This is a genomic window from Microbulbifer sp., assembly GCF_036563125.1.
Classification (GTDB): Bacteria; Pseudomonadota; Gammaproteobacteria; order Pseudomonadales; family Cellvibrionaceae; genus Microbulbifer.
This window is the reverse complement of sequence record NZ_DATCMV010000039.1, coordinates 1-12,329: the sequence shown is the minus strand read 5'-3', so window position 1 is coordinate 12,329 and position 12,329 is coordinate 1. Positions and strand designations below refer to the sequence as shown.

Sequence of the window (12,329 nt, the reverse complement as noted above, 5' to 3'; positions counted from 1 at the left end):
CCCGGCCTCGGCAGCGCGCCGGAGCGCTTCGCGAAAAAAATCGACCAGATGTCCAATGGCCGCCTGAAGATCAAGGTATATGGCGCCGGTGAACTGGTGCCGGCCATGGGCGTGTTTGGTGCGGTGTCCGATGGGGCCGCCCAGGTGGGCCACGGCGCGGCCTATTACTGGAAGGGCAAGATTCCTGCGGCGCAGTTTTTCACCGCGGTGCCGTTCGGGCTAAACGCGCAGGAAATGAATGGCTGGCTGCACTATGGCGGCGGGCTGCAGCTGTGGGAAGAGCTCTACGCGCCGTTCAACCTGATCCCCATGGCCGGCGGTTCCACTGGCGTGCAGATGGCGGGCTGGTTCAACCGTGAGATCAATACCGTCGAGGACCTGAAAGGCCTCAAGATGCGCATTCCCGGCCTCGGCGGTGAAGTGCTGAACCGCGCCGGCGGCACCGCGGTCACCATCCCCGGCGGCGAGTTGTACACCGCGCTGCAGACCGGCGTGATCGACGCCACCGAGTGGGTTGGCCCCTATAACGACCTCGCCTTCGGCTTCCACCAGATCGCCAAATACTACTACTACCCCGGTTGGCACGAGCCCGGCTCGATCCTCGAGATCATTATCAACAAGAGCGCGTTCGAAAAACTGCCGGGGGACCTGCAGGCCATCGTGCGCACTGCCGCCCGCGATGCCAACCAGGACATGCTCGATGAGTACACCGCGCGCAACAACCGCGCGCTGAAAGAACTGGTCGGCGAGCACGGGGTGGCGCTGCGCAAACTGCCAGACGACGTCATCGCGCACCTGAAAACCATCAACGATCAGATCATGCAGGAAACCGCGGCGAAAGATCCGCAGTTTGCACGTATCTATCGGGCCTTCCAGGAGTTTGAATCCCAGGTCATTCCCTACCACCGGATCAGTGAAGAGGCGTATTACAAAACCCGGGATCACTAAACCGACCGCCAGTCACCCGGAGCGACCACTTTTCGCATAAAAACTAGGAAAAAAATCCAGCCAGCGGGGTATGTCAGCAATCCCCCCGCTGGGGATCGCCGCACCGCTGAAACTCCCCTCCAGGCGGACCGCGTATACCGCTTATTTATTGGGCGATTTTGGTGTCATAATGCCGGCCTGCCCCACCCCCTACTCAGTTGAAGACCGTGAAACCCCCGAAACGCCTGCAACCTCTCGTCGATGACGGCTTGATCGATGAAGTTATCAGCCGCCTGATGAGTGGCAAAGAAGCCGACATTTTCATTGTCCGCTGCGGTGGCCATATTCGCTGCGCCAAGGTCTATAAAGATGCGATCAAACGCAGCTTCAAAAAGGCCGCCCAGTATCAAGAGGGCAGGAAAGTGCGCAGCGGTCGTCAGGCGCGCGCCATGGAAAAGCGCTCCAACTACGGCCGCAAGCAACAGGAAGAGATTTGGCAAAATGCCGAGATCGACGCCCTGTCCCGGCTGAGTCGGGCCGGTGTGCGCGTACCGGAAACCTACGGTTGCGTCGATGGCGTACTGCTGATGGAACTGGTCACCGACGAGGCGGGTGATGTCGCCCCGCGACTCGGCGAAGTGATCATGTCGGAAGAGCAGGCGCTCGAAGATCACGCGCTGATGATGCACTACATTAGGCTCATGCTTTGCGCGGGCATTGTGCACGGCGACCTCTCCGAATTTAACGTGCTGGTAGATGATTACGGCCCGGTAATTATCGACTTGCCGCAAGCGATTAATGCCGCCGCCAACAATAGTGCCCGGGAAATGTTTGCCCGCGATGTGAACAACATGCGTCGCTACTATGGTGAATTCGCTCCCGAGCTACTGCACACGCAGTACGCCAAGGAAATGTGGGCGCTGTACGCCGAAGGTAACCTGACTCCGGATACCCTGCTCAGCGGCGAGTTTGAAGACGACAGCAACAGTGCCGACGTGGACGGCGTGCTGGAAGAAATCAAAGCCGTGATGCGCGAGGAGCAGGAGCGGCAGCAGCGCATCCTTGAAGCGGAATACGAATAGTGTTCTGCCAAATCGATTGCTGCAATCTGCCGCGATTAAATCTACCCCGCCGGGGGTTTAAACCGGGATATTTTTGATTGTGACCAGAAAATTTTTGGTCGCAGCTTTTTTACCGTTATTTGGATTAATACATGTCGAACCGCAAATTTTTTTACAAGGGCCGCCAGGATCCGCGGGAAAATCACGTTAAATTCGGTTACGAAACCAAGGCCTCCGCGAAATCCGGCAGCAAAAAATATCCGCTGTCTCTGGTGGTGACCAGTGAGGAGCGCAAACAGGAAGTGGAAGCACTGGTTGCCGAAGCGCAGTTATACGCAGAGATCAGAATTGATAACAGTGAGGGCGCGGTTGAATCCATTGCGGAGCTGACGGCCCTGCTTAACAAAAAGGGTACGGTCAAACTCGACAAGATTCCCGAGCGCAATGCGCCCTGCAGTTGCGGCAGCGGCAAAAAGTACAAAAAGTGTTGCGGATAGGATGGCTTGTTAACAGGAGCCAGACATATCAGGCTGTTCCGAAATCGGAAAAATAAGCAAGTAAAAAGCGGGGCCAGCGGGCCCCGCTTTTTTTTGCGACCATCTGCCGCACCAAAATAGTGCCCCACCTCCCTAATGTGACAGTTGTGCGCTTTGTAAAGGTGCAGTGACAAACTGTGACAATCAATCGATATCTCTTACGGGCTGCCGTTATTTAGCATCGGGCGGCCTTTGCTGTTGTTGTGGTTTTGTAACAGCGAAAAACAAATAAAAAATAACTCTTAGGAGTGACCATGAAAATAAAAACGCTGAGCAGCGCGATTGCTGCCGCGTTGTACAGTCTTGGGGCCATGCACAGTGTTCATGCTGCAGGCCAGGAAAAGGTAGTGCTCAAAACTCTGGATTTGAGCCAGCCCGCATACCAGGAATACAAAGCGCAATATCAGAAAAACCAGGTACTGGAAAATAACGGGGCCAATATCCAGCTCCAGAATGCCAGCACCAACCAGAAATTTTTCCGCGAAGAAGGCCTCACCGGTACGCACAAATATTTCGTGCGCCTGAAAGACCTGCCCGCGGCCGTATACGACGGCGGCGTTGAGGGTCTGGCCAGCACCAAGGACCTGCTGAAAAGCGGCGCCAAAGTGCGCGGTAACCAAACCCTGAATGCCTACACCAGCCACCTGCAGACCAAGCAGCAGGCTCTGGTGAGCGAGGCCGCCGGCAAAGGCGTTAACCTGCGTGTTCTGGAAAGCTTCCAGGTCGCGTTGAACGCGGTAACCGCAGAGCTGACCCAGGACGAAGCCGAAGCGCTGTCCGAACTGCCGACTGTTGCCGGCGTCGAGCGTGTGCGCATCTATGACCTGCACACTGATGTGGGCCCGGTACATGTGGGCGCGGACGTCGCCTGGACCGGCACCAGCCGCATGGCTGGCAAGTACATGGGTGAAGGCATTGTTGCGGGTATCCTGGATACCGGTATCAACACCGACCATCCTTCGTTTGCCGCTACCGGTGATGACGGTTACACAGTGCAGAACCCACTGGGCGAAGGCGTTTACCTGCACGACTGTAACGATGACGGTCAGGAAGGGCTGTGTAACAGCAAGCTGATCGGTGTCTGGTCACACAAAACCATTACCGACACCTTTGTAGGTCCGGAAGTCTGTGGCCGCTTCGGTTGCTCCCCGGGTCCGGTCCTGCGTCCGCCCGTAGGTGAGGATTTCAACGGCCACGGCTCCCACACCGCCAGTACCGTTGCCGGTAACGTGCTCTACAACGCACCTTACTCGCTGCCGCAACCGGCTGAAGCCAGCGATGGCCTCGACACCGGCTTCGATTTCGAAATGATTTCCGGTGTTGCGCCGCACGCCAACATCATCTCCTACCAGGTCTGTTACCCGGAAGCCGGCTGTCCCGGTGACGCGCTGGTGGCCGGTATCGAGCAGGCCATCCAGGATGGCGTGGACGTCATCAACTACTCCATCAGTGGTGGCGTGGACCCGTGGAACTCTTCCACCGAGCTGGCGTTCCTGGCCGCGCGCGAAGCGGGTATCAGTGTTGCCGCTTCCGCCGGTAACGCGGGTCCGACCCTGCAAACCGTAAACCACACCTCTCCGTGGCTGACCAGCGTGGCCGCAACTACCCATGGCCGTGAAATGGCCGTGGAGACCGCTGTCAGCTACGCCGGTTTTATCGATCCTGCTGCCGGCAGCGAAGTACCCAAGTGGTCCGAGACCGGACTGGTGGGCGGCTCTCTCAACGCCGAGGAAATCACCGGTGTTGTGGTTTGGGCCAAGGACTACGTCGACGAAACCGGTGTGAAGGACGGCAACGGCTACTGTGTTACACCGTACGCGCCGGGCACCTTCGACTTCTACAAAGACGGTACTCCGATCACTGATCCGGCCACCGGTGCCACCGCGGCCGATGGCGGTGTAAACGTTTTTGTAATCTGTCAGCGCCACCACCCGGACGACCCCACTGCGAACGCGCGTACCGCCAAGGTAACGAACGTGAAAGCTGGCGGTGCCGATGGTTTCATCATGTACAACCAGGACCGCACTCAGGGTACTGTTGCCGAGACCTATGAACTGCCGTCCGTGCACTTCACCTACAACCAGTGGAACGGCGTCTTTCCTGACGACGGCCTGGAAGACTGGGTCGATCACTCCACCCAGCGCGGTCATATGATCACCCTGAGCCCCGCGACTGTTGCGCGCCGTATCGATCCGGCGGCCGCTGATCAGATGGCAGACTTCTCCTCGCGCGGACCATCCATGATCCCGGAAAACCGCGAAGTGATGTCCCCGAGCATCTCCGCACCGGGCGTGGCTATCTACGCGGCCTATGCCGACGAGCACCCCTTCAGTTCCGCCGCTTCCGGCGACTACGCGACTCTGCAGGGTACCTCCATGTCTGCGCCTCATGTCACTGGTGCCCTGGCACTGATGACCCAGGCCCACCCGGACTGGACCCCGGCGGAAATCCAGTCGGCACTGCAGCTGACTGCGAATCCGGAAGTATGGGATCCCGCGCGCAACCAAAAAGCGATGACCTGGGCCACTGGCTCCGGGCGCATGGACGTGGCCGCGGCGATCGACGCCGAGCTGATCATGGATGTACCGGTTGAGCAGTACCTTGAGGCCAACCCGGCCAATGGCGGCAACGCGGGTGGTCTGAACACCCCGTACATGATCGACATGAACTGTCGCCTGAGCTGTACCTGGATCCGCACCGTGGAAGCGACCGTGGACGGTACCTGGAGTATCACCGGCAAAACCGGTGAAGCCAGTGTGCAGCTGAGCGCAAGCCCGGCGAGCTTCACCCTGCAGGCAGGTCAGAAGCAGACCGTGGTGATTACCGGCAAATGGGTCGACTCCCAGAGCATTGTCGGTGTGCCCTACGGCCTCAGCGTGTTCGGCGAATTACTATTCGAGAACGCGGGTAACCCGGGTAAAACCGTCGCGCGCATGCCGGTGGAAATGAACCTGGCCGCGGGCGATCTGCCGACCGACATCAACATCACCGCACACCGCGACCAGGATAAGTACACCCTGTCCGGCGTTGAGGTTAAGGAAGCTCCGCAGCTGACTGGCCGCGTGTTCAAGAAGGTTGCGCCGACCGTCGAGACCATCGAGGTGAACCAGCGCGCTAGTGGTTCCGGTACCAACCTGTTCGAAGTGACCAGTGATGCCGAAGATCCGTCGGTACACATGAGCTGGGTTTCCGTACCGGAAAATGCCGTACGCCTCGTTGCCGAAGTGCTGGAAAACCTGCACAGCGACGACACCCGTGCCAGCAACCGCTATGGCCAGCTGGGTCTTTACGTTGGTATCGACCTGAACGGCGACGGTATTCCGCAGTTCGATTCCGAAGCGGTGTGTAAGTCGGTACTAGCCAGTGGTGATGGCAAGGACTGGTGCAACATCAACTACCCGCAGGCGGGCAATTACTGGATCGCCTGGCAGAACCATGCCACTTACAGTGGCGAATTTGTAGATGACTTCAAGGTAGCCACCGGCGTGGTCACCACTGAGCAGGACAGCGACCTGAGCCTGACGCTGCCGTCCAGCGCGGAAGCCGGTGAAGCCTTCGATCTGAGCATCAACTGGCAGGATCTGGGTCTGGAGAAGGACGAGTTCTTCTACAGCGCCTTCGACCTTGGCAGCAGCCCCGTCAATGCCGGTAACTTGGGTATGGTGCCGTTCAAGGTCACCCGCGGTGACAACGATGTTGCCATGGAGACCAGCCAAACCCGTGCTCGTATTGGCGATGTGCTCGACGTGACCATCAAGGTACGGCCGAACCTGTCCGGCTACGACCGCAACTTCGAGTTGGCGAGTGTTCTACCGGAAGGCCTGACGCTGGTGAGTGGCAGTGTGTCCACCAACCAGGGCCAATACCACGGCAGCGTGGTGGAAGCGGACAACGGCTTCACCGTGAGCGGTGTACAGACGAGCTCTGTGGACTGGAAACCGGAGTACGTGATCACCAACTCGCTGGAAGACAGCATGTGCCGCGCCCCGGATGTGGGCCTCGGCAACGGCTATATCGACCTGAAGCAGGCCGGTATCTACCCGAGCTCCTTCTTCGGCGAGAACTTCACCGACGGCGTAACTCCGTTCCCGTTCGAGTGGGTATGGCCGGGCTTCGGCAACTACAGTTTCTACATGAACACTGAGGCTCCGGGGCTGGCTAGCAACTCCATCTACGTTCATCCGAACGGTGCCATTGACCTGAATGGCATGATGACCCGTGGCTCCGGTGCCAACACCTGGTTTGGCGAGAACAATCCCTATATCTGGGGTACTCCAATGCAGGTTGTCGGTGGACTGTGGTACGGCGCGCCGGGCCGAATCCTGGGCGCACTGTACAACCCGAGCGCCAACGATGAGGAGAACTCCGGTACTACCGTTGCCTTTACCGATAATCACCTGTTTATCGAGTGGGACCGCATCGGTCGTATCGACCCCAACACCATGACCCCGATGGACGACCACTTTGATGTCGAGTTCATCCTGAGCCGTGGCTATGACCACAGTGACGGTGCCTACGAGATGTACCTGGCCTATGACAACCTGAACTGGGGCTCTCAGCTCACAGGTCCATTCAGTGTTGGTGACTTTGCTTCGGCGGGTGTCCGTGGTCTGAAATCACCGTCGACGGCGACCGGTGGTTTCGGCAAGAACGGCGACCTGTCGACGGCCATCGGCAACGGTAACCTGCCGTCCGTGCTGAATGACAATCAGGTTTTCTGTTTCGATTACCGCGGCCCGGAAACCTCCGCGTTTGACGTGACCTTCCAGGTGCGCGTGAATGCCAAGGCCACCGGCACCGTGCAGACCATTGACATCGCTAATGCAGTCGACGGACTGGACACCCTGCAGGTGACTGCGGACATCACCGTGGCCAGCAACATCACCCTGGGTGAAATTGCTGATCAGCAGGTGAACGAGGACGAGACCCTCAAGGGCATCACCGTGCTCTACGCCGATGAAGACACCGGTGCGAACGTAATCACTGTGACCGGTGACAACGTGACTGCCGAAGTTCACGGCAGTGCATCCGGTTCCACCTTCGACCTGATCCCGGCGGAAAACTTCCACGGCACAACCGAGGTGACGGTAACCGTTGCTGACGCGCTGTTCCCGAACGACGCCGTCTCCACCACCTTCACCCTGACCGTGGTTTCCGACGGCGTGGATGAGTCTGCGGTTGAGGAAGAAGTCGTGGTTGAGGAAAAACCTAAGAAGAAAAAAGGTGGTTCCATGTACTACCTGCTGGCGCTGCTCGCAGTGGCCGGACTGGTCCGTCGTCGCAAGGTAACCTTGCACTAACGGAAGCGAAGCAACCGCCTAGCGGTTGCTTGGTTACAAACAAAAAAGGGCCGACATAGTCGGCCCTTTTTTTTGCGGTGAGCGCACCGGTTTCCAAACTCAGTAGTCGTAAGCGTCTGCCGCCGCTGCTGGTTTCTTGTCTTCCGGGCTATCCGCAATCATCACTTCCGTGGTCAGCATCAGCCCCGCAATGGAGCCTGCATTCTGCAGTGCAGAGCGCGTCACCTTGGCCGGGTCGATGATGCCGAACTCCAGCATATCGCCATAGGCACCAGTCTGGGCGTTGTAGCCGTAATTCGCGCTTTCATGCGAACGCACGTTGTTCAGCACTACGCTGCCATCCACACCGGCATTGGCGACGATCTGCCGGAAAGGCTCTTCCATCGCGCGCAGGGCAATATTGATACCCACCTGCTGATCGTCATTGGCGCCTTTCAGCCCGTTGCTGCGCAGGCTGTCGGCGACGCGCACCAGGGTCAGGCCACCACCGGCAACGATACCTTCCTCCACCGCCGCACGGGTCGCGTGGAAGGCATCGTCCACCAGATCCTTCTTCTCTTTCATTTCCACTTCCGTGGCGGCGCCCACCTTGATGACCGCGACACCGCCGGCCAGTTTGGCCACGCGCTCCTGCAGCTTTTCCTTGTCGTAATCGGAGGTGGAGGCCTCAATCTCCGCGCGGATCTGTTTCACGCGGGCATCGATGTCCGCCTTGTTACCGGCACCGTCGACGATGGTGGTGTTGTCCTTGCCGATCACTACGCGCTTGGCGCTGCCCAGTTGTTCCAGGCTGGCCTGCTCCAGGGTAAGGCCCACTTCCTCGGAGATCAGGGTGCCGCCAGTGAGGGTGGCGATATCCTGCAACATGGCCTTGCGACGGTCGCCGAAGCCCGGCGCCTTCACCGCGGCCACCTTGAGGATGCCGCGCAGGTTGTTGACCACCAGGGTGGCCAGCGCTTCGCCTTCGATATCTTCGGCGATCAGCAGCAGTGGACGGCTGGCCTTGGCCACGGACTCCAGCACCGGCAACAGGTCGCGGATGTTGCTGATTTTCTTGTCAAACAGCAGGATGAACGGGTTGTCCAGTTCCGCCTGCATCTTTTCCTGGTTGTTGATGAAGTACGGCGACAGGTAGCCGCGGTCGAACTGCATGCCCTCAACCACGTCCAATTCGTTTTGCAGTGACTTGCCCTCTTCCACGGTGATCACACCGTCGCGGCCCACTTTCTCCATCGCCTCGGCAATGATCTGGCCGATATCCGCGTTCCAGTTCGCGGACACGGTACCCACCTGGCCGATGGCCTTGGAGTCTTCGCAAGGTTTGGCGAGCTTGGCCAGCTCCTCCACCGCCGCCTTTACCGCAGTGTCGATACCGCGCTTCAGGTCCATGGGGTTCATACCCGCGGCGATGGCCTTGTGCCCTTCGCGCACCAGCGCCTGGGCGAGCACGGTGGCCGTGGTGGTGCCGTCACCAGCCACATCGGCGGTCTTCGAGGCCACCTCTTTCACCATCTGCGCACCCATGTTCTGGAACTTGTCCTTGAGCTCAATTTCCTTGGCTACGGACACGCCATCTTTGGTAATACGCGGGGCACCGAAGCTCTTGCTCAACACCACGTTGCGGCCCTTCGGGCCGAGGGTAGCTTTCACGGCATCCGCCAGGATGTTAACGCCGGCCAGCATGCGCTCGCGGGCGTCGTCGGAAAATTTGACGGTTTTGGCACTCATGCGGCTCTCTCCTTTTCTTGCTCCTGTTCGTTCACACCTTCGAGCACGGCGAAAATGTCGGATTCCCTGACGATGAGATAGGTCTCACCGTCGTGTTTGATTTCGTTGCCGGCGTACTGTCCAAACAGCACCCGGTCTCCCACCTTGACCAACAGTGGGCGCAGCTCACCGTTTGCCAGCTGCGCACCGCAACCAACGGCGATCACCTCTCCCTGAGTGGGTTTCTCTGCAGCTTTGTCGGGAATGACAATGCCACCACTGGTGGTGGTTTCCGCCGCAAGACGTTTGACAACCACCCGGTCATAGAGCGGTTTGATACTCATCGGATTTCCTCCCAATAAGCACTTGGAATTTCAATGGTTAAAGGTTGGTATTCCAGGGGGCTTCCCCTGACAAACGCGGAAATAGGTGCGCCTGAAAAGATTTCAAGGGGACAAAAAGCAGAATTTTTATAAAAAATTTTTATAAAAATTCAGGACTCAAAAATAGAACTGCGATAACGACGGATTTATAGTTTCAGTGACAGAACGTTGAAGGAGGAGCAGATGCCGTCCGTATCGCAAGCCACCTTTGAACACACCCTCGCGGACTTCTTCCGTGAGCGCCTGCAGGAGGAGGCCGTGGCGCTAAAGCCGCGCCCGCAGGAAGATACCCTCTGGTACATCGGCAACCTGCTGGCGCGCTTTGGCGACAGCGGGCAGGTCTTCAGTTATGACCGCGGCGAGGTGGATATTCGCCCGCTGGCGCTGCTATACCGCGATGCCCTGGAGGTGGATAGCCACCATCACCGCTGCCTGCTGCTGCGCCAGCTCGGCGACCTTGCCCTGTTCCTCGGTGCCCTGTTTCCTGAAAACTACACCCGTCGCGGCATCGGCCGCGACTACTTTGTCGGCATGGGCGGCGGCGCCTACGACTATCTCGGCGAAAACGCTCGCCACAATCGCACGGTATTCAGCGAACTCTCGCAGCGCTTTGGCCGGTTGCTGGAGCTGGTGGCGTTGGTTTGTGGCAGAGGCCGGGTGATGGGAGCCGGGGATATTCTGCAACTGTATCAGCGCTGGCGGGAAACTGGTGATCCGCAACTGGCGGTGCAGCTGCGGGCTATGGGTGTGGTTCTGTCCGCTACCGGTGATTGGCACTGAAGCGACCATTGGCATATATTCGTTCAGCCTTGGCGCAACAAAAATCCACTGGCTGCAAAACAGACTAACTAAAAAGAAAAATGAAATTCCTACCTGAGCGACCATTCTACTGGACAGTGGCCTGTGCACTGTTGTCCCTGGCACTGCACAGTTTCGCCGCCTCGCCGCGGCCGCTGACCTATCCCGAACTGGTCCCGGCGAGTACGCCTGAAGCGGCCGGCTTTTCCTCGCAAAAATTGCGCGATCTGGACGCGCTGATTTCCCGTGACGTTGCCGCCGGATTTCCCGGTGCCGTTCTGCTGGTCATCCGTGATGGCAAAATTGTCAAGAACACCAGTTACGGCTACCGGCAAAAATTTTCCGGTTCTGAACCGCTGGAACATTTTGCGCCAATGGCCACCGGCACGCTGTTTGATTTGGCGTCGAACACAAAAATGTACGCGACGAATTTTGCCCTGCAGAAACTTGTCAGCGAGGGGCGGCTGGATTTGCAGGCGAAAGTGCATGAATACCTGCCCGAGTTTCGGGACCGGGAAACCGATACCATCAAGGGTAAGAACGAACTGAGAGTTGCGGATATCCTGCATCACAGCGCAGGGTTTATGCCCGACCCGCAATACCACAATCAAACCGTGGCAAAAGCTCTTTACTCCCAGGACAGAAGTGCCACCTCCCGCTTGATTTCACAGACACCGCTGACTTACCCGCCGGGAACCGCCAACGTCTACAGCGATGTGGACTACATGCTGCTCGGTGAGATTATCGAGCGTGTTACCGGTCAAATGCTCGACGAGTACGTGGAGCAATCCATCTACGCACCGCTGGGGTTGAATCACACGCGCTTTAATCCCCTGCAAAAAGGCTTTACGCCCAAAGACTTCGCGGCAACGGAGCTACAGGGCAACACCCGCGATGGCAGCATCAGTTTTCCCAATATCCGTACCGATACATTGCTCGGCCAGGTACACGACGAAAAGGCGTTCTATTCCATGGCCGGCGTTTCCGGTCACGCGGGCTTGTTCTCCACGTCCTCAGATCTGGCGGTGCTGCTGCAGGTAATGCTGAATGGTGGCGGCTATGGCTCGGTCGCGCTGTTTGATGGCCAGACCATCTGGGAATTCACTACGCCGTCGGAAATCGATCCCACCTTTGCCCTCGGTTGGCGCACCAATGGGAATGCCAGCATGCAGTGGATGTTCGGGGAATACGCCAGTAATCGCGCCTACGGGCATACCGGCTGGACCGGCACCCTCACCATCATCGACCCCGAGTACAATCTTGGCATCGTGCTACTCACCAACAAGAAGCATTCTCCTGTCATCAAGACAGGAACGAATTCCGGGAAATTTATCGGGGATTTATTTGCGACTGGCCGTTACGGCGAGGTGGTGTCGGGAGTTTACCGAGCCATGAGTATTTCTCAGAATTAGTCCTCGTCTGATCGGGCCGTTGCCACAGCGCCAAAATAATCAGTAATTTTGTGTAAGTTACTATTCTGATGTTTCGATATTTATATAGGCATGGGAAACGTCTTTTACATCTTCGATTTCAATTTTTTCTAACGAGATTCCACATATAGTAACGCAAAACCTTGCCAGCAACCGATTAAGCTTTTCGGTAAACACACGCTCTCTA

The 12,329-nt window shown here is 57.9% G+C and carries 8 protein-coding genes; 6 read left to right on the top strand and 2 right to left on the bottom strand.

What is annotated here, in order from left to right; translation table 11 throughout:
* The 4 genes from VIL80_RS03250 to VIL80_RS03235 form a co-directional block, all read left to right on the top strand.
* Positions 1-948, top strand: a 948-nt coding sequence (locus tag VIL80_RS03250; protein WP_332034727.1) for a TRAP transporter substrate-binding protein, incomplete at its 5' end; no start/stop codon positions are given.
* Between the two features lie 206 nt (positions 949-1,154).
* Positions 1,155-2,009, top strand: a complete 855-nt coding sequence (locus tag VIL80_RS03245; protein WP_332034726.1) for a PA4780 family RIO1-like protein kinase — start codon at positions 1,155-1,157, stop codon at positions 2,007-2,009.
* 131 nt (positions 2,010-2,140) lie between these two features.
* On the top strand, positions 2,141-2,485 hold the full coding sequence (locus VIL80_RS03240; protein ID WP_332034725.1) for a PBPRA1643 family SWIM/SEC-C metal-binding motif protein: 345 nt from the start codon (positions 2,141-2,143) through the stop codon (positions 2,483-2,485).
* Between the two features lie 293 nt (positions 2,486-2,778).
* Positions 2,779-7,824 carry a S8 family serine peptidase gene (locus tag VIL80_RS03235; RefSeq protein WP_332034724.1) on the top strand — a complete coding sequence of 1,682 codons (5,046 nt, stop codon included), beginning with the start codon at positions 2,779-2,781 and terminating at the stop codon, positions 7,822-7,824.
* Between the two features lie 99 nt (positions 7,825-7,923).
* Here VIL80_RS03235 and groL read toward each other — a convergent pair whose 3' ends face one another.
* A complete protein-coding gene (gene groL / locus VIL80_RS03230) occupies positions 7,924-9,552 on the bottom strand; it encodes a chaperonin GroEL (protein WP_332034723.1) in 1,629 nt (542 codons plus the stop codon).
* Positions 9,549-9,875, bottom strand: coding sequence for a co-chaperone GroES (locus VIL80_RS03225; RefSeq protein WP_332034722.1), 327 nt, complete (start codon positions 9,873-9,875; stop codon positions 9,549-9,551). The genes groL and VIL80_RS03225 overlap by 4 nt, the downstream gene beginning before the upstream one ends.
* 222 nt (positions 9,876-10,097) lie before the next feature.
* On the opposite strand from VIL80_RS03225, the gene VIL80_RS03220 reads away from it, so the two are divergent.
* The gene (locus VIL80_RS03220; RefSeq protein WP_332034721.1) at positions 10,098-10,694 is read left to right on the top strand and encodes a hypothetical protein; all 597 of its coding nucleotides are present in this window, start codon (positions 10,098-10,100) and stop codon (positions 10,692-10,694) included.
* 80 nt (positions 10,695-10,774) lie between these two features.
* Positions 10,775-12,124 carry a penicillin binding protein PBP4B gene (pbp4b, locus tag VIL80_RS03215; protein WP_332034720.1) on the top strand — a complete coding sequence of 450 codons (1,350 nt, stop codon included), beginning with the start codon at positions 10,775-10,777 and terminating at the stop codon, positions 12,122-12,124.
* The last annotated feature ends 205 nt before the right edge of the window (positions 12,125-12,329 follow it).

Excerpts from the sequence above, each read along its gene's own strand:
- VIL80_RS03240 (WP_332034725.1), top strand. The coding sequence starts at position 2,141 with ATGTCGAACCGCAAATTTTTTTACAAGGGCCGCCAGGATCCGCGGGAA.
- VIL80_RS03235 (WP_332034724.1), top strand. The coding sequence starts at position 2,779 with ATGAAAATAAAAACGCTGAGCAGCGCGATTGCTGCCGCGTTGTACAGT.
- groL (WP_332034723.1), bottom strand. The coding sequence starts at position 9,552 with ATGAGTGCCAAAACCGTCAAATTTTCCGACGACGCCCGCGAGCGCATG.
- VIL80_RS03225 (WP_332034722.1), bottom strand. The coding sequence starts at position 9,875 with ATGAGTATCAAACCGCTCTATGACCGGGTGGTTGTCAAACGTCTTGCG.
- VIL80_RS03220 (WP_332034721.1), top strand. The coding sequence starts at position 10,098 with ATGCCGTCCGTATCGCAAGCCACCTTTGAACACACCCTCGCGGACTTC.
- pbp4b (WP_332034720.1), top strand. The coding sequence starts at position 10,775 with ATGAAATTCCTACCTGAGCGACCATTCTACTGGACAGTGGCCTGTGCA.